At 69.5% G+C, this 19,724-nt stretch carries 17 protein-coding genes; 8 read left to right on the plus strand and 9 right to left on the minus strand.

Annotated features, from left to right (window positions below; genetic code table 11):
• The first annotated feature begins 14 nt into the window (after positions 1-14).
• On the plus strand, positions 15-575 hold the full coding sequence (locus L687_RS28365) for a COG4315 family predicted lipoprotein (protein ID WP_235045222.1): 561 nt from the start codon (positions 15-17) through the stop codon (positions 573-575).
• Between the two features lie 26 nt (positions 576-601).
• Here L687_RS28365 and L687_RS28370 read toward each other — a convergent pair whose 3' ends face one another.
• From L687_RS28370 to purM, 3 genes are read right to left on the minus strand one after another with little or no spacing between them, the layout of a single operon-like run.
• Positions 602-1,930, minus strand: a complete 1,329-nt coding sequence (locus L687_RS28370) for an MFS transporter (RefSeq protein ID WP_021199188.1) — start codon at positions 1,928-1,930, stop codon at positions 602-604.
• Positions 1,927-3,399 carry an amidophosphoribosyltransferase gene (gene purF / locus L687_RS28375; RefSeq protein ID WP_021199189.1) on the minus strand — a complete coding sequence of 491 codons (1,473 nt, stop codon included), beginning with the start codon at positions 3,397-3,399 and terminating at the stop codon, positions 1,927-1,929. Before purF ends, L687_RS28370 begins: the two co-directional genes overlap by 4 nt.
• A gap of 6 nt (positions 3,400-3,405) precedes the next feature.
• Complete coding sequence (gene purM, locus L687_RS28380; protein WP_021199190.1) at positions 3,406-4,536, minus strand: phosphoribosylformylglycinamidine cyclo-ligase; 1,131 nt, start codon at positions 4,534-4,536, stop codon at positions 3,406-3,408.
• A gap of 86 nt (positions 4,537-4,622) precedes the next feature.
• Here purM and L687_RS28385 point away from each other — a divergent pair, with 86 nt between their 5' ends.
• On the plus strand, positions 4,623-5,228 hold the full coding sequence (locus L687_RS28385) for a hypothetical protein (protein ID WP_021199191.1): 606 nt from the start codon (positions 4,623-4,625) through the stop codon (positions 5,226-5,228).
• Positions 5,229-5,353: 125 nt separating this feature from the next.
• Here L687_RS28385 and L687_RS28390 read toward each other — a convergent pair whose 3' ends face one another.
• Positions 5,354-5,668: a hypothetical protein gene (locus L687_RS28390; protein WP_021199192.1), complete on the minus strand. Its 315-nt coding sequence runs from the start codon at positions 5,666-5,668 to the stop codon at positions 5,354-5,356.
• Between the two features lie 105 nt (positions 5,669-5,773).
• Complete coding sequence (locus L687_RS41835; RefSeq protein ID WP_152525869.1) at positions 5,774-10,021, minus strand: HtaA domain-containing protein; 4,248 nt, start codon at positions 10,019-10,021, stop codon at positions 5,774-5,776.
• 163 nt (positions 10,022-10,184) lie between these two features.
• On the opposite strand from L687_RS41835, the gene L687_RS28400 reads away from it, so the two are divergent.
• Genes L687_RS28400 through L687_RS28410 form a run of 3 tightly spaced genes read left to right on the plus strand, consistent with a single transcriptional unit; the run spans position 10,185 to position 13,131 of the window.
• Entirely contained in the window at positions 10,185-11,291 is a 1,107-nt protein-coding gene (locus tag L687_RS28400) for a heme/hemin ABC transporter substrate-binding protein (protein WP_021199194.1), read from the plus strand.
• Complete coding sequence (locus L687_RS28405) at positions 11,288-12,361, plus strand: FecCD family ABC transporter permease (RefSeq protein ID WP_021199195.1); 1,074 nt, start codon at positions 11,288-11,290, stop codon at positions 12,359-12,361. The genes L687_RS28400 and L687_RS28405 overlap by 4 nt, the downstream gene beginning before the upstream one ends.
• Entirely contained in the window at positions 12,358-13,131 is a 774-nt protein-coding gene (locus tag L687_RS28410) for a heme ABC transporter ATP-binding protein (RefSeq protein ID WP_021199196.1), read from the plus strand. The genes L687_RS28405 and L687_RS28410 overlap by 4 nt, the downstream gene beginning before the upstream one ends.
• Before the next feature lie 11 nt (positions 13,132-13,142).
• On the opposite strand, the gene L687_RS28415 is transcribed toward L687_RS28410, so the two are convergent.
• On the minus strand, positions 13,143-13,592 hold the full coding sequence (locus tag L687_RS28415; protein WP_021199197.1) for a MarR family winged helix-turn-helix transcriptional regulator: 450 nt from the start codon (positions 13,590-13,592) through the stop codon (positions 13,143-13,145).
• A gap of 63 nt (positions 13,593-13,655) precedes the next feature.
• Between L687_RS28415 and L687_RS28420 the strand changes: the two genes are divergently transcribed.
• The 3 genes from L687_RS28420 (at position 13,656) to L687_RS28430 (ending at position 15,440) form a co-directional block, all read left to right on the plus strand.
• The gene (locus tag L687_RS28420; protein ID WP_021199198.1) at positions 13,656-14,024 is read left to right on the plus strand and encodes a VOC family protein; all 369 of its coding nucleotides are present in this window, start codon (positions 13,656-13,658) and stop codon (positions 14,022-14,024) included.
• A 64-nt stretch (positions 14,025-14,088) separates the two neighbouring features.
• The gene (locus tag L687_RS28425) at positions 14,089-14,865 is read left to right on the plus strand and encodes an inositol monophosphatase family protein (protein ID WP_021199199.1); all 777 of its coding nucleotides are present in this window, start codon (positions 14,089-14,091) and stop codon (positions 14,863-14,865) included.
• Between the two features lie 122 nt (positions 14,866-14,987).
• Positions 14,988-15,440, plus strand: coding sequence for a hypothetical protein (locus tag L687_RS28430; RefSeq protein ID WP_021199200.1), 453 nt, complete (start codon positions 14,988-14,990; stop codon positions 15,438-15,440).
• 13 nt (positions 15,441-15,453) lie between these two features.
• Here the strand turns inward: L687_RS28430 and L687_RS28435 are convergent, their stop codons facing one another.
• The 3 genes from L687_RS28435 to L687_RS28445 are packed head-to-tail and all read right to left on the minus strand — an operon-like array spanning position 15,454 to position 19,716.
• Complete coding sequence (locus L687_RS28435) at positions 15,454-17,154, minus strand: dihydroxyacetone kinase family protein (RefSeq protein WP_021199201.1); 1,701 nt, start codon at positions 17,152-17,154, stop codon at positions 15,454-15,456.
• 1 nt (position 17,155) lies between these two features.
• Positions 17,156-18,229: an aminopeptidase gene (locus L687_RS28440; protein WP_021199202.1), complete on the minus strand. Its 1,074-nt coding sequence runs from the start codon at positions 18,227-18,229 to the stop codon at positions 17,156-17,158.
• Positions 18,229-19,716: an FGGY-family carbohydrate kinase gene (locus tag L687_RS28445; RefSeq protein ID WP_021199203.1), complete on the minus strand. Its 1,488-nt coding sequence runs from the start codon at positions 19,714-19,716 to the stop codon at positions 18,229-18,231. Before L687_RS28445 ends, L687_RS28440 begins: the two co-directional genes overlap by 1 nt.
• Positions 19,717-19,724: the final 8 nt, after the last annotated feature.

Genomic DNA, 19,724 nt, shown 5'->3' on the forward strand with positions numbered 1-19,724 from the left:
CTCTCGTGTACCCCATGACCGCACCCGCGGTCCTGCACAGGAGGTTCACCATGCTCTCGAGAGTCTCGAAGACCGCGGCCGTCGCCGCGCTGCTCATGACGTTCGTCGTCGCCGGCTGCACGTCGACCGGCGGAAGCTCCGGCGGTGGGGCGCAGGACACGGGCGGCGCCTACGGCCAGTCCTCCGGATCGAGCGCCCCCACCTCGGGATCGTCGTCCGGCTCAGGCACTCTGATGACCGCGGACTCGGATCTCGGCGAGATCGTCGTCGACGCCGACGGGAAGACGCTCTACATGTTCGACAACGACACGCAGGGCTCGGGGAAGAGCTCGTGCACCGGCGAGTGCCTGACGAACTGGCCGCCGCTGACCGTCGAGAGCGACGCGCCGGCCGTCGAAGGCGTGACCGGCGAAGTCGGCACCATCACCACGGCCGACGGCTCCACTCAGGTGACCCTCAACGGCTGGCCGCTTTACTACTTCGCCGGTGATGCCGCCGCAGGAGACGTCAACGGTCAGGGCGTCGGCGGCATCTGGTGGGTGCTCTCCCCCGCCGGGGAACGCATGGCCGAGTGACGTCGCGCAGGCGCCGGCCCACGGTGTCACCAGCGACCGTGCCGGTGCTCCCACTCGTCCTCGACGGTGCGCCGCCGCCCCGCGACGATGCCGGCGGGGATCGCGACGATCAGCACACCCGCGATGACGAGCAGCGGAATCCGCCAGCCCGCGGTCGTCTCGTGCAGCAGTCCGACCAGCAGGGGGAAAGTCGCCGCGATGGCGTAGCCGATGCTCTGCACGAAGCCGCTCAGCGCCACTGCGCTCTCCGGAGTGCGGGCGCGGATGCTGAGCAGCACCAGACTCAGAGGGAACATGATGGCTGTGAGGCCGAAGATGCTCACCCACAGCGGCAGGGCCACGGTCGGCGCGAACAGGAAGCCGGCGAGCCCCACCAGCCCTCCGCCGACCGCGACGAAGAAGAGCGGGCGCGTCGCCTGGAAGCGCACGACGAGGATCGGCACGAGCAGCGAGCACGGGAGACCGATCAGCGCGAAGAGGGAGAGCAGGAAGCCCGCGGTCGCCGGAGTGACGTCACCGATGTCCACGAGCATGGTCGGCATCCATGCGAACGAGACGTACGCCATGGTCGACGACGCCCCGAAGACGATCGCGAGCGCCCAGGCGAGCGGAAGCCGCCACAGCCGGGCGAAGTACCGGCGGTTCGCAGGGGTGGTCGAGATCGGACCGGTCGCGACGGCCACCGCATCCTGCACGTCGTCAACGCCGTCGGTCGGGTCGGGGGCCAGGAGCTCGTTCTTCACCGGATCGCGATTCACCGGCTCGACCGCCCGCGAGCCGTTCTTCAGCAGCAGTGCCACCCAGGGCACCAGCGCGATACCCGCGACGATGCCCCACATCCCCAGCGACACCCGCCAGCCGAGAGAGTCGGCCACCGGCACGGCGACCAGCGGAGGCAGGAACGTCGACACCGCCATCGTGGTCGAGTAGATGGTCATCATCACCCCGAGCCGATCCGGGAAGTACTTCTTCACCAGCGGCGGGAGGAGCACGTTGCCCGAGCCGACGCCCGCGAACACGACCGCGGTGGCCGCGAGCAGAGTCGTCGAATCGAACGCGAGGCCGCGCAGCAGCAGGCCCAGAGCCATGAGCGTGATCGCGGCGACCGCCATCCGCTCCAGGCCGAATCGACGCTCGAACAGCGGCGTGAGCAGACCGAAGATCGCGAAGCAGACCGGCGGTGCGGCACCGATGAGGCCGACGACGACCGGCGAGACCGGGAAGTCCTCGGCGACGTGGTCGATGACCGGAGACAGGGAGGCGACCGCCGAGCGCAGCGAGAACGCCACCAGGACGATCCCCACGAGTGCGAGAGCCCGACCCTGCCAGAGCGGTCGCGCACTCGGCATCGTCATGAGGTCTGTGACCCCTCCACCCAGGCCAGGTATTCATCCGAGACGGTGCCGGTCACGTACCGGCCGTCGAAGCAGCTCATGTCGAGATCGGTGAGCGCCGAGCCCTCGATGATCGCGGCCTTGAGGTCTTCGACCTCCTGGTAGACCAGGTGATCGCACCCGAGCTCCTCGGCGATCTCGGGGATCGTGCGCCCGTGCGCGATGAGCTCGTGGCGTGACGGCATGTTGATGCCGTACACGTGCGGGTGCCGCACGGGAGGCGCAGCAGAAGCGAAGGTCACCGAGGCGGCGCCGGCATCGCGCGCCATCTGGATGATCTCCTTGGAGGTGGTGCCCCGCACGATCGAGTCGTCGATCAGGAGCACGTTCTTGCCCTGGAACTCGGTCGACATGGCGTTGAGCTTCTGGCGCACGCTCTTCTTGCGCACCGCCTGTCCCGGCATGATGAAGGTGCGGCCGACGTAGCGGTTCTTGTAGAAGCCCTCGCGGTACTCGATGCCGAGCTTGCGGGCGACCTCCATCGCCGCAGGGCGCGACGAGTCGGGGATCGGCATGACCACGTCGATCTTGTCCATCGGCACGTGCTTGGCGATCGTGTCGGCGAGCCGGTCGCCCATGCGCAGACGAGACTCGTACACCGAGATGCCGTTCATGACGGAGTCGGGACGGGCGAGGTAGACGTACTCGAAGGCGCACGGTGCGAGAGTGGCGGCCGTGGCGCACTGCTTCGAGAACAGCTCTCCGTCGTTGGTGATGAAGATCGCCTCGCCCGGCTCGACCTCGCGCACGACGTCGTAGTCGCCGTTCTCGAGCACGAGCGACTCGCTCGCGACGACCCACTCGTCCTTGCCCTCGGCGCCGGGGACGGTCGAGGGACGACGACCCAGGATCAGCGGACGGATGCCGAACGGGTCACGGAAGGCGAGCAGACCGTAGCCGGCGATGACGGCGATCACGGCGTAGGCGCCTTCGATGCGCTCGTGCGTGCGCGCCACGGCCTCGAACACCCGCTCGGGGTCGAGGTCGACGGTCGAGGTCGTGTTCTGCAGCTCGCCGGCGAGCACGTTGAGCAGCAGCTCGGTGTCGCTGGAGGAGTTGAGGTGGCGGCGATCGCGCTTGGCCATGTCGGCCGTGAGCTCACGCGTGTTGGTGAGGTTCCCGTTGTGGATGAGGATGATGCCGTACGGCGCGTTCACGTAGAACGGCTGCATCTCCTCTTCGTTCGAGGCCGTGCCCTTGGTGGCGTAGCGCACGTGGCCGAGACCCACGTTGCCGAGCAGGGCTCGCATGTCGCGGGTGCGGAACGCCTCGCGGACCATTCCCTGCGCCTTGGCGTTGTGCATCACGCCGTTCGCCTCGGCGGTGGCGATTCCCGTCGCATCCTGGCCGCGGTGCTGCAGCAGCAGGAGTGCGTCGTAGATGTCCTGATTGACCGGGGCAGAGCCCACCATTCCGACGATGCCGCACATGGGCTCTTACTTCGCTCCGTCCGCGTAGGCGCCGACCAGGCGCACTGCTCCACCGTCGACGCCCTTGGCGCCCTGTTCGAACTCGCCGGCCGGACGCGGCCCGAAGCCGACGGTCCCGACCTGCCACGAGGGCATGCCCTCGGCGTTCAGCGCCGCGATCGCGGCATCCTTCTTCTCCGCGGCGACCACGGCGAGGAAGCCGATGCCGAGGTTCCAGGTGCCCTCCGCCGACTCCAGCGTGGACCCGGCGATATCGCTGAGCACGCGGAAGACCGGGCTCGGCGACCAGCTGCTGCGGTCGACCTCGACCCAACTGCCCTGCGGGAGCACGCGCGCGAGGTTCGCCGCGATGCCTCCGCCGGTGACGTGGCTGAGGGCGTGCACGCCGCCGGTGCCGGTCGAGGACCCGAGCTGCTCGATCAGGCGCAGCAGGGGAAGCGTGTAGAGGCGGGTCGGCTCGAGGAGCGCTTCACCCCAGGTCGTGCCGAAGTCGGCGGCGTTGTCACCGTAGCCGATGCCCGCGCGGGTCACGATGTGACGAACCAGGGAGTAGCCGTTGGAGTGCAGTCCGCTGGAGGCGACCGCGATCACCGCGTCGCCGTCCTGCACGAGTTCCGCGCCGAGGATCGCATCGGCCTCGACCACTCCGGTCGCCGCTCCCGCCACGTCGTAGTCGCGGGGGCCGAGCAGGCCCGGGTGCTCCGCGGTCTCTCCGCCGACCAGCGCGGTGCCGGTGGCCGAGCATGCCTGGGCGATGCCGCGGACGATGTCGGCGATCCGCTCCGGGACGACCTTGCCGCACGCGATGTAGTCGGTCATGAAGAGCGGCTTGGCGCCCACCACGACGATGTCGTCGACGACCATGCCGACCAGGTCCTGCCCGATCGTGTCGTGCTTGTCGATCGCCTGCGCGATCGCGACCTTCGTGCCGACGCCGTCGGTGCTGGTCGCGAGCAGCGGGCGACGGAAGTCGCGCAGCGCGCTGGCATCGAACAGGCCGGCGAAACCGCCGACACCGCCGAGCACTTCGGGACCGTGCGTCGCGCGCACGGAAGACTTCATCAGCTCGACGGCGAGATCACCTGCAGCGGTGTCGACGCCGGCTTCGGAATAGGGATTGGTGGGGGAGGCAGCCACGTCTCCAGCCTACCGCCCACGGCCGGTCCGACTCTCCGCGAAGTCGGACCTCGGATCCGGAGCCCCGAGCCGCCTACGATGGGGCCATGGCCGACAAGCCGCAGTGGCTCATCCGCGAAGACGCGAGCGTACCCGTGCTCGTCGCGCTCGCGCTGCGGCAGCGCCTCGGCATCCGGGTTCCGGAAGACCTGCCGAGCCTCCGCGAACTCGCCGTCCGCGCGCCGGATGCCGTCGACGCCTCCCCCACGATCGAGGCCCAGTGGCGCGACTACTGGGACATGACGGTCGAGCCGCGCGCGCATCCTTCCGACGTGCCACTCGAGCTCATCGACGGGTTCGACACCCTGGTCGCCCTGCCCGCCCACGGTGCGGAGGAGCTCACAGCGGCCATCGCCCCGCAGGCGACGTCGGCTCTGCTCTACGCGCGCGCCGCGCACGACCGCTACGTGAGTTCGATGAAGAGCCACACCGGAGGCGACGCATACCGCGCCTATGCGAGTGCGATCGCGGAGTTCGAGCGCGAAGTCGGCCGACGCGCGCACTCGTTCGAGCTCAACGTGCAGGTGCTGCCGTTCTCGCAGCGCGGCATCTGGTGGATCGGGGCGCTCACGGTGGCGGTGACCGACGGTCTGCGCCGCGACGTCGTGGCGTTCGACGCCGCGATCCGTCCGGTGATCGCCGAGCTGGCCTAGCCCCCGCAGCTTCCGGGATCCACCGTCCCCGCGAGTGCACGGATTGCTTGCGAGTGCACGGGATAGCTGCGCGAAGAAGCCGTGCACTCGGCGGTACGCCGTGCACTCGGCGGCAGGTGAAGGGGTCAGTCCTCGTCGACGACGGTTTCGCGGTCGACCCGGACGACGCGGTCGTGACGGCGGGCGATGCGCTCCAGGATCAGACCGGTGACGCCGCCGAGCGCGATGCCGATCGGCACCGTCCACAGCAGCAGGAAGCCGAACACCTGACCGGGCGGGTAGACGACGTCGAGGGCCTGCGACTCGTCGAAGCTGCCGGTCCAGGTGAGGATGCCGGCGGCGATCACGCCGACCACGACGCCGATGCCCATGAGCACGCCGTACCGCGGCACACGGCGCACGGTCGCTTCGACGGTCTGGTGGGAATCGGTGGGGGCCATGCATCCATTGTCCCACCGCCGACGCGTGTCGCGTACCCGGGGCGTCGCGGAAGGACGGCCCTCCCCGCGTCCGCTGCGGGGAGGGCCGTCCGTATCGCGTCTCGACTAGACCTCGGTCGTCGTCTGCGCGGTCTCTTCCGTGCGGTTGCGGCGGGCGATGAGCACACCACCGGTCGCCGCGAGGGCGACGACGATCAGGCCGCCCACGATCCACGGCCACACGGGGGCGCCGTCTGATGCCGCGGGCTCGGTCGCGGTGGTCACCGCGGCGGTGGCCTCGGAGTCGGAGGCGGGCTTCTCCTCCGCGACGCCGCAGGCCGCGCCCACCGGGATCACGGCGGTGACCGGGTCGAGCTGCTCGCCTGCGGCGTAGGTGCCGAATGCGGATGCTCCGGCGTCGGTCAGCGTGGTCGGGACTGCGTCGAGCGTCAGCACGCCGTCGACGACCGCCGCGTCGCCGAGCGCGAACTCCGCGAGGCGAACGCCCTTCTGGTCGATGCTCTCGCCGCCCTGCGTGGTGCCGGTCACGTCGAAGACCAGGTAGCCCTTGTCTCCGGCGAGCTCGACGGCGGCGTTAGCGAGCGTCGTGTTCAGCGCACCGTCGTGACCCGTGAAGGTGATGCTGCCGCCGTAGGTCACGAGGCCCGCGAGGGTCTTGTCGTCGAACGATCCGGTGCCGTTCTCCCACACGTAGTCGGGGTACTGGTAGGCCACGTCGGTCAGCGTCCACCCGCCCTTCGCGATGCCCTCGATGTAGGTGCGGAACGACTCCTTGTATCCCCACTTGAGAGTTGCGCCCTCGACGGTGCACACGCCGATCGCGGCGGTCGCCCTGTTCAGGGTGAACACGAGACCGCGGCTCACGGATCCCTGGAACGTGAGCGTGTGCTCGCCGTCCTCGAGACTCGCAGGGAGGGCACCCGACCAGGTCGCGACGCCGTTCGCGTCGGCCGTCACCGTCTCGAGCAGCACGGGCGTCGAGTACACGACGACCTTGATGCCCTGCTCGTTCGCGCGGAACCCGGATGCCGACACCGTGGCCGGCTGGCCCGCTCCGAGGGCTGCGAGGTTCTCGTCGTCTGCCTGGATGCCCTCGGTCGCCGGCGGGGCAGCAGGGAGGGTGGTCTTCGGCTTCACGACAGCGGCAGCAACCGTTCCGCTCGAACCGGCCGGCGCCGCCGCGACGGAGCCGATCGTGAATGTCACCGGGTTCAGCGCGGTGCCGTAGCCGGCGAGCACGCGGTCTCGACCGGCATCCGTCAGCGCCGCGGGCGCCGCCGTGTAGGTCACGGCGCCGTTGGCCGCGATGCGCGCCGCGTTGGAGAGATCGAGCGTCGCGAACGGCACCTGTGCGCCGCCGCTCGTGACGTACAGCGTCGCCGCCGATGCCGAGGTGATGCGGATCTGCGGGTTCGACACGGTCACATCGAGCACGCCCTGGTGACCGGTGAAGCGCACCGAGCCGCGATAGACGACGCTGCCGAGGCCGGTGTTCACGTCGAAGTCGCCGCCGACGGTCTGACCGAACTGGAACTGCCCGCCCGAACGGGTCGCGCCGTCGGAGACCGCGATGGAGCCCTTCGCGATGTCACCCGTGATGTAGTTCGTGAACGACGACGAGATCGCCCAGCGGAGTGATCCGCCAGGGACGTTCGTGGGCGGAGTCGTCGGGGTGACGGGCTTCTCCGGCACCGTCACACCGAACAGGTCGTCCCACTGCTGCGGGGTGATCGTCACGGTCGAGCGGGCGTAGATCGTGCTCGCGTCGGGCATCGAATGCTGCTTCCACACGATGACCTCATACGACTTCGTGCGGTCGAGGTTCTTCGCCGCGGTCGTGAGATCGACCGCGAAGGCGCCGAACGTGACCTTCTGCACGTACTGCATCGCGAGGAACCCACCATCGGCACTCACGTTGCCCTCGGTGCCGGCTTCGATCAGGGCGACATAGGCTCCAGGGATCTCGCCGAGATTGGTGGCCGCTGCTGCGACGGTCAGGCCGTCCTTCGCGGTCGCAACCTTGACCGTCGTGCCCACAGTCGGCCCCGCCGGGAAGAGCGCGTCCCACTGCTCGTCACTGACTGTGATGGCGCCGCGAGCGTAGATCGTGTTCGCATCGGGCATCGAGTGCTGCTTCCAGACGATCACCTCATACGCCTTCGTGCGGTCGAGCTTGTCGGCCGCGGCCGTCAGGTCCACCGTGAACGCGCCGCCCGTGACCTTCTGCACGTACTGCATCGCGACGAACCCGCCGCCTGCGGTGACGCTCCCTTCGGCGCCCTTCTCGATCACAGCGACGTAGGCACCGGTGATCGCACCGAGCTTCGAAGCCGCAGCGGTGATGGTCAGGCCGTCCTTCAGGCTCGCCGACTTCACCGTGGAGGTGATGACCGAGGTGTCGCCGTAGTTCAGGGCGACGCTGCGCTCCTGGTCGGCGTTGACCACGCCACCGGCGGCATACGTGTAGATCCCGTAGGTGCCAGGAGATGCCGCGGCATCCTTCAGGGTCAGCGTCGCCTGGAACGTGCCGTCGGCGGCGATGTCGACCCACTGCGCACGGATCGCGCTCTGGTACTGCTCGGGAACCTGGTTCAGCACCCCCTCGGCCAGAGCCCAGGCCTGCGCGCCCACCGATCGGGTCGACGATGCCGCACCCGTCGAAGGTTGCCATGTCGAGCCGAAGTTACCGAAGACCACGTAGGTGCCCTGCGGAAGGTGCTGGGGGATCGGCATCCCGCGTCCACCGACATTCGCGGTCGGGTCATAGCCCGAGCCCTTCACGACGACCTTGTCACCGGCTTTGAGAGCCACACCTGCGGCCGGAGTCGTGCCGTCGGCGAGGAACACCTCGATCGCCGCCGAGACCGGAGCCGGCTGCAGGCTCTCCCACTGTGCGTCGGTGACGGCGATGGTCGAGCGTGCATAGATCGTGCTCGCATCGGGGTTCGAGTGCTGCTTCCACGCGATGACCTCGTAGGACTTCGTGCGGTCGAGCTTGTCGGCGGCGGCGGTCAGGTCGACCGTGAAGACACCGCCCGAGATCGGGCGCACGTACTGCATCGCCAGGAACCCGCCGCTGCCGGTGACGTTCGCCTCGGTGCCCTTCTCGATCAACGCGACGTACGCACCCGGGATCGCTCCGAGCTTGGTGCCGGAGGCCGTGACGGTGAGGCCATCCGTCGCCGTCGCCGTCTTCACGGCTGTGGAGACCGTCGGAGTCTCGGTGTAGTTCAGGGCGACACTGCGCTCCTGGTCGGCGTTGATCACGCCACCAGCCGCATACGTGTAGATCCCGTAAGACCCCGGCGTCGCCGCGGCATCCTTCAGGGTCACGGTCGCCTGGAACGTGCCGTCGGCCGCGATGTCGACCCACTGCGCGCGGATCGCGCTCTGGTACTGCGCGGGAACCTGGTTCAGCACGCCCTCGGCCAGAGCCCACGTCTGCGCACCGACGGAACGGCTCGAAGATACCGCACCCGTCGAGGGCTGCCATGCCGAAGCGAAATTGCCGAACACCACGTATGTGCCCTGCGGAAGGTGCTTCGGGATCGGCACACCACGGCCCTCGGTCCCGAGGTTCGCCGCCGGGTCGTAACCCGAGCCCTTCACGACGACCTTGTCGCCGGCTTTGAGCGCCACACCGGCGGCCGGAGTCGTGCCGTCGGCGAGGAACACCTCGATCGTCGCCGACTTCGGGGTCTCGCCCGGGTCCGTACCGGGATCGGTCCCCGGATCCGTACCGGGATCGGTCCCCGGATCCGTGCCAGGATCGGTCCCCGGATCCGTGCCAGGATCGGTCCCCGGATCCGTGCCAGGATCGGTCCCCGGATCGGTTCCGGGGTCGGTTCCCGGATCGGTTCCCGGATCGGTTCCCGGATCGGTGGGGGCGGCACCGAACACCGCGTCCCACTGCCCGGCCGAGATGCCGACGTCGCCGCGGCCGTAGATCGTGGTCTCGTTCGGGTTCGAGTGCTTCTGCCAGACGAGAACCTCATAGGTCTTCGTGCGGTCCAGCGAGCCGGCCGGTGCGTCGAGCGTGAACGTGCTCGCCCCTCCGGCGACGGTCGGCATCACGAAGGCGGCGTACCCGCCACCACCGGAGAGGCCCGCCTCCGTCCCCTTCACGATGAGCGCCGCGTATGCGCCCTCGACTTCGGGGAGACCGCTCGCCTGCACCTGCACGCTCACTCCGGAGGTGCCTGCGGAGGCGACCGTGGCAGTGACCGTCGCGCCGGCGGCGTGCGCGGGTGGCCCGATCACGGCGCCGGCGGCGATGAGAAGGAAGGAGACGAAGGCGGCGAGCAGCACGCGTATGCGTGCGCTCCCCGGGGATGCTGTGGCTGTGGCGTTCACGGTTCTCCACGGCTCCGGGCGCGCAGAAGCACACGCGCGCCGGCGGTGCCGCAATGCAGTCGGGCGAAGGTTGGGTTTTGGTTAGGCTTAGCTAAGTAAGCCGCCGAACCCGAGCGTAGAGGGGGGAATCAGCGCGCGTCAAGTTTTAGGATAGCCTTGCCTAATGCGTCGCGCTTCCGCCCTTCTCCTCGTCGCCGCGTTGGCCGTCGGACTCACGGCCTGCGCCGAGCCGGGAGGCACGGCCGCACCGGCCGCCGTCGCCGACGATGACTGCCCCCAGGCATCCGTCCCGCTCGCCGCACTCGATCTGATCGACGACGTCCGCGCGCACACCGGCCCATCCACTGCCTGCCTCTCGACCCATGCGATCGAGCCCGTCGACGACGACAGCGCTCCGACGCTGCCTGTGACGGTGATCGACAGCGAAGGCCACGAGATCGAGATCACCGATATCGACCGGATCCTCCCGATCGACATCTCGGGCACGATCGCGTCGACCGTGTTCGCGCTCGGGCTCGGCGATCAGGTCGTCGGTCGCGACGCCTCCACCGTCTTCGCCGGCACCGAAGACCTTCCCGTCGTGACCAAGACCGGCCACACGCTCAACGCCGAGGCGATCCTCGAGCTGGCCCCGACCGTCGTCCTCACCGACACCACGATCGGCCCGAAGGAGGTGCGTCAGCAGTTGCGCGACGCGGGCATCGCCGTCGTCGTGATCTCCAGCGACCGCCGGCTCGACACCACCGACGCACTCGTGACCGAGATCGCCACCGCCCTCGGCGTGCCTCGCCGCGGGGAAGCGCTCATCGATCGACTGGACGCCTCGGTCGACGAGACGCTCGCGGAGATCGCCGAGGTCGTTCCCGCCGACGAAGCCGATCGCGCCCGGATGCTGTTCCTCTACGTCCGCGGAAGCGCGAACGTCTACTACATCTTCGGAGAGGACTCCGGGGCCGACTCGCTGATCGACGCGGTGGGCGGGGTCGATGTGGCGGCCGAGATCGGGTGGGAGGGCATGAAGCCGATGACCGCCGAGGCCCTCGTCGCCGCGCAGCCCGACGTGCTGGTGATGATGACCGACGGGCTCGAATCCGTGGGCGGCATCGACGGGCTGATCGAGCGGATCCCCGCCGTGGCGCAGACCCCCGCCGGTGCGAACCGTCGCGTGATCGACATGGCCGACAGCGAGATCCTGAGCTTCGGTCCGCGCACCGCCGACGTGATCGGCGCCCTGGCCCGCGCCCTGTACGCCCCCGAGCCCGCGAAGTGACCGGGGAGGTCGTCACCCCGACTCCGACGAGGCACCGGGGCCTGCGCTTCGCCCTGGTGACGGTCGGCCTGGTCATCGCGCTCACGATCACGTGCATCGTGTCGATCACGAGCGGGCAGTACGACCTCTCCCCCGCCTCCCTCATCGGCGTGCTGCTGCGCGGTATCGGGGTCGACACCGCGTGGGCTCCGTCGGCTTCCAGCGACTACGGCGTGATCTTCACCCTGCGCATGCCGCGCATCGTGCTCGGCCTCCTCGTCGGTGCCGCCCTCGCGGTCTCGGGAGTGCTCATGCAGGCGATCTTCGGCAACCCGCTCGCGGACGCCGGTGTGGTCGGCGTCTCCTCGGGCGCAGCGCTCGGCGCCGCAGCGAGCATCACGTTCGGGCTCGCGACCTTCGGCATGTGGACCACGCCTGCCTTCGCGTTCCTCGGCGGCCTGATAGCGGTGTTCTCGGTGTACTTCATCAGCCGCTCCGGAGGGCGCACCGAAGTCGTGACGCTCCTGCTCACCGGTATCGCCATCAACGCGATTGCCGGCGCCGGCATGGCCTTCTTCACGTTCCTCGGCACCACATCGACCCGCGAGCAGATCGTGTTCTGGCAGCTCGGTTCGCTGAACGGCGCGCTGTGGTCGAACATCCAGCTCGTCGCGCCGCTCGTGCTGATCGGCGTGGTGGTCGCGCTGATCGTCGCACCGAGCCTGGACCTCTTCGCCCTCGGCGAGCGCACCGCGCGACACCTCGGCGTCAATGTCGAGCTGCTGCGGATCGTGGTGATCGTGACGGTCGCGCTGCTGGTGTGCGCGGCGGTCGCCTTCGCCGGGATCATCGGATTCGCCGGTCTCGTCGTGCCACATCTGATGCGGATGATGATCGGCCCCGCCCACGTGCCGCTCGTGATCGCCTCGGCGCTCGGCGGCGCACTGCTCATCGCGGTCGCCGACCTCGTGGCCCGCACGGCCGTGCCGCTCGCCGACCTGCCGATCGGCATGATCACCTCGCTCGTGGGCGGCCCGTTCTTCCTGTGGTTGCTCGTGCGCACCCGTCGTCGCTCGGGAGGGTGGGCATGACCGTCAGGCTCCGCGGGTCGGGACTCACCGTGCGCGTCGGCGAAGGGCGGACGATCCTCGACGACGCGTCCATCGCGATCCGCTCCGGAGAGGTCCACGCCCTCGTCGGGCCGAACGGGGCGGGCAAATCCACCCTGTTCGGAGTGCTCGCCGGAGATATCACAGCCCAGGCCGGCGCGGTCGAGCTCGACGGCCAGCCGATCGAGCGCGTCAAGCCGCGCACGCTCGCCCAGCAGCGGGCTGTGCTCCTGCAGGAGAACACCGTCACGTTTCCGTTCAGTGCAGAGCAGGTCGTGCGGATGGGAAGGACTCCCTGGGCCCGCACACCGGCGGCCGACGACGACGATGAACGGGTGTCCGCAGCGATGGCGCAGACCGAGGTCACGGCACTCCGGGCCCGTGCGGTGCCGTCGCTGTCCGGCGGCGAGCGCGCCAGGGTCGCCCTCGCCCGCGTGCTCGCCCAGAGCACCGGCCTCCTGCTGCTCGACGAACCGACCGCGGCTCTCGACCTGAAGCACCACGAAGACGTCATGCGGCTGATCCGCGGACGCGCGGATGCCGGGATCGCGGTCGCCATCGTGCTGCACGACCTCAATGCCGCCCTCGCGCATGCCGACCGCGTCACGCTGCTCGCCGAGGGCAGGGTCGCGGCGACGGGCACTCCGGCCGAGGTGCTGACCGCCGAGCGGATCGAGCAGGTCTACGGCCAGGCGGTCGACGTGTTCCCGCATCCGGTGACCGGGGTTCCGTTGGTGGTCGCTCGGCGCTGATCCGCTCGGGGCTAGGACTCCTCCCGCAGCGAGCGGATCATGCTCCGGAGGATCTTCAGCGCACCCGCCTGCTCGTCCTCGGTCATGCCGGAGAGCATCCGGACCTCGACCGAGCGGACGGCGGCAGTCGCCGTCGCGAGACTCTCACGACCGCGGTCGGTGAGGCGGGCGGGGAGAGCCTTGCCGACCGGGGCCTCCGCCGGCCTGGTCACGAACCCGTCCCGCTCCAGCGCCTGCAGCAGCACGTTCATCGACTGTCGCGTGACGAATGCGCCGCGCGCGAGCTCGGAGTTCGACAGCCCGGGTCGTTGCGCCAGCAGTTCGAGGCAGGAGTAGTGGGTGATGGTCATCCCGAGCGGGCGCAGCACCTCTTCCATCGCGGCACGCAGGGCGCTGGACGCTTCTTTCAGCAGGTAGCCCAGTGAGGTGTCGAGGTCGATCCCATCGCGGTCTTGACTCATGTCAGTATTCTGACATACGCTGACCCGTGTCAGAAAACTGACACAAATGGAAGGACTTGCCTCATGCCCGTCACCGGCCCCGACTTCATCTCCCTTCAGGCACGCGACCTCGACGCCTCGCAGGCGTTCTACGAGCAGTACCTCGGCCTCGTCCGCTCCCCGGCAGGACCGCCTCACGCCGTCGTCTTCGAGACGGCTCCGATCGCGTTCGCCCTCCGGGACATCGCCCCGGGCACCGACCTGACCGGTGTCGCCCAGCCCGGCATCGGCACCGCGATCTGGCTTCACGCCACTGATGTCCAGTCCATCCACGATGCACTCCTCGCCGACGGCCACACGATCGTCGCGGACCCGATCGACGGACCGTTCGGCCGCACCTTCACGTTCGCCGACCCGGACGGATACCGGATCACCCTCCACGACCGCGCCTGACCCCCTCCGCGTGAGCCGGCCGGCGCTATGCTGGAGGGTCGCCCACCGGAGGACCGATATCGCCATGCCGTCTGCATCCGACCTGCTCGACATCGCCCTCTCCGCGGCCTCAGCCGGAGCCGCCGTGCTCGCCGAGGCGGCGAGGGATCGCGACGCCTCCTCCGATGGACTGGGACTCCGCACCAAGGGCGCATCCGGCGACGTGGTCACCGAGATCGATCTGCGGGCCGAACGTGCCATCCGCGCCGTCATCGCCGAGCATCGCCCCGACGACGAGGTGTCGGGCGAGGAGTACGCGACCACCGGCTCCGGCTCCGCGCTCCGCTGGTCGATCGACCCGCTCGACGGCACCTCGAACTTCGTCCGAGGACTCCCGCACTACGGGTCGTCCGTCGCTGTGCAGGACGTGGACTCCGGTGCCTGGCTCGCCGGCGTCGTGCATGCGCCCGAGCTCGATCACGTCTACTCCGCGGGGTCAGGACTCGGCGCGTACCGCGAGTCTGGCGGCATCCGGAGACGGCTGCGCGGACCGGCGACCGACGCCACTCCCGTGCTGCTCGCCGTCGGGTTCTCCTACGACCCCGAGCAGCGGGCGCGGCAGCTCGCGGAGCTCCCGACGCGCATGTCGGCGTTCACGGATCTGCGCAGCATCGGGTCTGCCGCGCTCGGACTGTGCCTGGTCGCAGAGGGCAGCGTCGACGCCTTCATCGAAACCGACCTGTACGAGTTCGACTGGGCAGCGGGCGCGCTCATCGCCGAAGAGGCAGGGCTCATCGTGAAGCGTCCGGCGACGATGCGGGGCGGCATCGTCGCCCATCCACCGCACCTGCCGGTCGCGTAGACCGATCCGAAAGCCCGCGATCTCTCACCCGAACGGGGCTGGACGGGGACCCGCGCCCCTACAATCGCGGTGAGGCGAAGCGCCAGGCCGAGATCCGGGCACCGGCGCGAGGGAGGGCTCTGGTGTTCGGTTCGAAGAAGAGGAAGCAGAAGCTCGACGACCTGATGGAGCAGCTCCGTCCCGACCTGAGTCGGAAATCGCTCGGCGTCGGACCCGACTTCCCCGGCGTCGCCCCGAACCCGCTCCTGAGCGGTGAGGCACGCAGGCGCAATGCGGAACTGCGCACAGGCACGCTCGCGCTCGGCGTTCTCGTCGACTGGCGGGAGGTCAGCAGCGACGGCAGTCCCCGCGTGGTCCTGATGCTCGATGTGGAGACCGCCGACGGCATCTCGTTCCGCGGCATCGCGGACGAAGACCTCACGATCACCGCGCTCACCCGACTCGCCGCCGGGCAGACGATGCCGGTGCGCTACCGTCCGGCGGTCATGGACCACTACGTCGCCCTCGCCGAAGACGCCGACCCCGTCCGTGTTCAGGAGCTCGCCGACGAGATCGCGAGTCGCCGGCGGGGCTGACCCGCACCGCGCCCTAGACGCCGGTCTGACCTGTGCCCTGCTGCTCTCTCACGACCTCCTCGAGGAACCGTGCCACGGCGACCGAGCCGGGATCCGCGTGACCGACCGAGCGCTCCTGCTGCCAGCCCGCGCGACCACGCCGAGACTGCCATCCGCTGCTCTCGGTGACCGCGGCGAGCGCCGCCTCCGATGCTCCGGCCGCATCCGCTCCGGCCTCCAGCGCTTCCGCGACGGGGAGCAGCACGTCGATGACGGTCTTGTCGCCGCGCACGGCCCCGCCCTGCGCGCCGATCCTCGCCGCCACCGTCTGCACGACGTCGACGAGGCCAGCGCGATCGAGGTGGATCCCCTGCGGCACCTGCTCCGCAGCGGCGAGCAGGCCGCTTCCGAGCAGAGCCGCGAAGGTCGAGGGGTTCGCTGCGGCGAACGCATCACCCGCCGCGCGCAGGATGCTGCGGGCGTCGAGGTCATCCGGAAGTTGTCGCAGTGCATCGGCGACCGCCGCGCTGCCGACCGCGACCGTGACACCGAGGTCGCCGTCGCCGAGCGCGGCATCCAGGGTGCGGAGCTCTTCGCGGTGCCGCTCCATCTGCGGCAGCACGGTCAGGAGCAGGTCGCGCAGGTCGCTGCGGGATCCGGCCAGGGTCACCTCGACCGTGGCCGCGTCTTCGTCAACGGCGGTCTCGGCCATGAGCACGCGCCCCACCGGAGCCGCCCCCTGACGGAAGAACGGTGATCCCGCCGGGTCGTGCAGCAGCTCCTCCAACTCGTCGTCGAGCTGCATGATCGACAGCGAGGCTCCGGCCATCTCCAGGCTTGTTACGTACTCCCCGATGAGCCGGTAGCCGATGGTCACCCCGGCGTCCGCGAGCGTGTGATGCACCCGCCGATACATCACGTAGAGCTCTTCGAGCGGCGTCGAGCCCAACCCGTTCACGAGCACGGCCACTCGGCGCCCCTCGGTCAGGTCGAGCTCCGTCCCGATCTCAGCCAGGAACCGGTCGGTGATCGCATCTGCCGTCTCCAACGGGCCGCGGTGGGTGCCGCGCTCTCCGTGGATGCCGACACCGATCTCCATCTCGCCCTCATCGAGCGTGAAGGTCTCCTCCCCCGCTGACGGGAGCACGGTCGGCGACAGGCCGACACCCATGGTGCGGGTCGACTCCGACGCCTTGCGGGTCACCCGCTCGACCTCGTCGAGGGAGGCCCCGCGGTCGGCCATCGCCCCCGCGACCTTGTAGACGAGCACGAGCCCTGCCACACCACGGCGGGAGTCCGCGCGATCGGTCGGCGCGGACTGGATGTCGTCGGCACCGAGCACCGTGCGCACCTCGATGCCCTCGGCACGGCAGCGCTCGGCGGCGATGTCGAAGTTCAGCACGTCGCCGCCGTAGTTTCCGTAGAGGTAGAGGAGTCCGGCGTCGGAGTGCACGGCGACGGACGCGGCATGGATCTGGGCGGAGCTCGGCGAGGAGAAGACGTTCCCCACGGCGACCGCCGAGCACAGGCCGCGACCGACGTAGCCGAGGAAGAACGGCAGGTGCCCCGAACCGCCACCCGTGACGATGCCGACGCGCCCCGGTGCCGGAGCATCCGTCCGCGCCAGCGCACGTCGGTCCGCCGTGACCGCCCGCAGCTCGTCGGGGTGCGCGAGGAGGATGCCTTCGAGCGTCTCGTCTACGAACGTCTGAGGGTCGTTGATGATCTTGCGCATGTCAGTGCTCCTGCCCGGAGAGGATCGGATCGTAGGTCGTGCGGTCGATGAGCACCCGCCCGTCGGCCTCGAGCCTGCCAGAGGACCGCAGGTCCTTCACGATGTCCCAGTGGATGGCCGACTCGTTCTTGCCCCCGCACTGCGGGTAGGAGCGGCCGAGCGCGATGTGCACCGTGCCGAGGATCTTCTCGTCGATCAGCAGGTCGCCGGTCATCGTCTGCACATGCGGGTTGGTGCCGATGCCGAGCTCGCCCACGCGGCGGGCGCCGTCGGCCTCGAGGATGCGCTCCACGAGGGCGAGGCCGCGGGTGGCCGACACCTTCTCCACCCGCCCTGCCACGAATTCGAGCCGGAGGTCGGAGATGGTCGCCCCGCCGAACCAGAACGAACCGGGGAACGTGATGTGCCCGTCGACGCCGTCTTCCACCGGAGCGGTGGCGACCTCGCCGTCGGGCAGATTCGCCTCCCCCGCGAACGGCACCCAGGTGCGGCCGGCGCAGTTCAGGCGCAGATCGGTGTCGTCGTCGAGGATGCGGACCATCGAGGTGCGGTTCAGCTCGGAGCAGAGCTGTTCGAGGTGCGCGCGGTGCGCTGTCCAATCGGCGAGCGTGCCGGCGAAGAACTCCTGCTCCAACTGCTCTCGGGACACACCGATGAGTGCCGCCCACTCGGGGGTGGGAATACGCACGAGAGTCCACCTGGTGCCCTGCCAGCGTGCGGTCGACACGAGGCCCTTGCCCTCGCGCTGCAGGCTGAGCCTGGCGCCGTCGATCTCCTCCGCCGGCGGTTCCATACCTCGGAACGAGACGTGCACATCGGCCCACTCCATCGAAGCCAGCTCGAGCGGTGCGGCCTCACGCAGCAGCGACTCGCTCGCGTGTTCGAGCGCGAACCGGTCGTACTTCTCCTCGACGAGCAGCACCTGGGGCATCCCGCCCCGGCGATACACCTCCTCCACGAAGGCGTCCACGGCATCGAGCACCGAGGAGGTCGTCGCGAACACCGAGACCTTCGTGCCCTCGCCGACCTCGTTCACCTCGGCGAGATGCTCCGCCAGTTCCTGCCACCTGCTCATCAGTCCACCTCTCTCAGCGCGCGCAGGGCGCGGTACGTCTTCGGGAAACTCTCGTAGGCGGCCTGCAACTGCGGGGCGGGATTCTCCTGGGGTACGACCTCGCCCGAGAAGGCGACCCAGCTTGCGGCCTGCTTCTCCGTCACGGCACCCAGGCCGATCGCCGCGAGCATCGCATCCCCGTAGGCCGCCCCGAGCGTCGCGGCGGTCTGCTGACGAAGACCCGTCAGGTCACTGACCGTCTGCACCATCACCTCGTTGTGCGTTCCGCCGCCGATCGCGACCACGCGCGGCTCGGCAGCACCGGCATCGAGCAATGCGGAGACCGCGAGCGCGATCGACTCCCCGACCCCTTCGACCACCGCACGGGCGAGATCGGCACGACCGGTCGCGAGCGTGAGACCGCTGAACAAGGCCCTGGCATCGGGGTCGTGCAGGGGTGTGCGCTCCCCGCTGAAATGCGGCAGGTGCAGCACGCCGTTCGCGCCCGGCGGCGCTGAGCGCACGAGTTCCATCAGGCGCCCGAACATCGCCGTGTCGCCGTCGCCGTCGTCGAGTCCGAGCATGTCGGCGATCCATCGCGTCGCCGTGCCCGCCGTCGAGGTTCCGGCAGCGAGGACATAACGCCCGGGCAAAGCGAACGGCGCCGCCCACAGCCGCGGATCCGCATGCGGCTCGTCGGTCACGCGGATGAAGTACCCGCTCGATCCGTACATGAGCATCAGGTCGTCGGTGGCCACGACCGATGCGCCGACCGCCTCGGCGACGGCATCCGTCGTGCCCACCAGCACCGGAGTGCCCTCGGGGATGCCGGTCGCCATGGCCGCCGCGGCTGTGACCGTGCCCGCGACATCCGTCGACCACCCGAGCCGGGGCAGAGTCTCCGGGCGGATCAGGTCGTCGATCCCATCGAGGCCCCAGTCGAGCCGAGCGAGGTCATAGCCGGGGTGGAAGTACCCCGCCGTCGCGTGGTCGATCACGACTTCGCCGGTAAGGCGCGCGACCAGGTAGCTCTGACTGGTGAGATACCACCGGGTGCGTGCGGCGACTGCTGGTTCGTTGCGCTCGATCCACAGGATCTTCGGGCCCGCGGACTGACTCGTCAGCGCATTGCCCGCCCGCCGGAAGATCTCCTCGCGCCCGAGGCGCGTCTCGAGGATGTCGATCTCCGCAGTGGCCCTGGTGTCGACCCCATAGAGGATGGCCGGGCGCAGCGGACGCAGCTCGGCATCGACCGGCAGCACGCACGGACCGATCGCGCTGCAGGCGACCGCGGCGATCACGGCATCCGGCATCGCCTTCCGTAGCGTCGAGGCGACCTCGACGACATCGTGCCACCACACTGCATCGGCATCCTGCTCGACCATGCCAGGCGCGGGAGTGCTGATCCCGTGCCGGACGCGCGCCTCGGCGTGCACGTGACCTGTGGCATCGATCAGCACGCCCTTGGTCTCATAGGTTCCGACATCGATGCCGAGGAACAGTTCCATCAGGATGC

Source organism: Microbacterium maritypicum MF109 (assembly GCF_000455825.1).
Taxonomy (GTDB): Bacteria; Actinomycetota; Actinomycetes; order Actinomycetales; family Microbacteriaceae; genus Microbacterium; species Microbacterium maritypicum_A.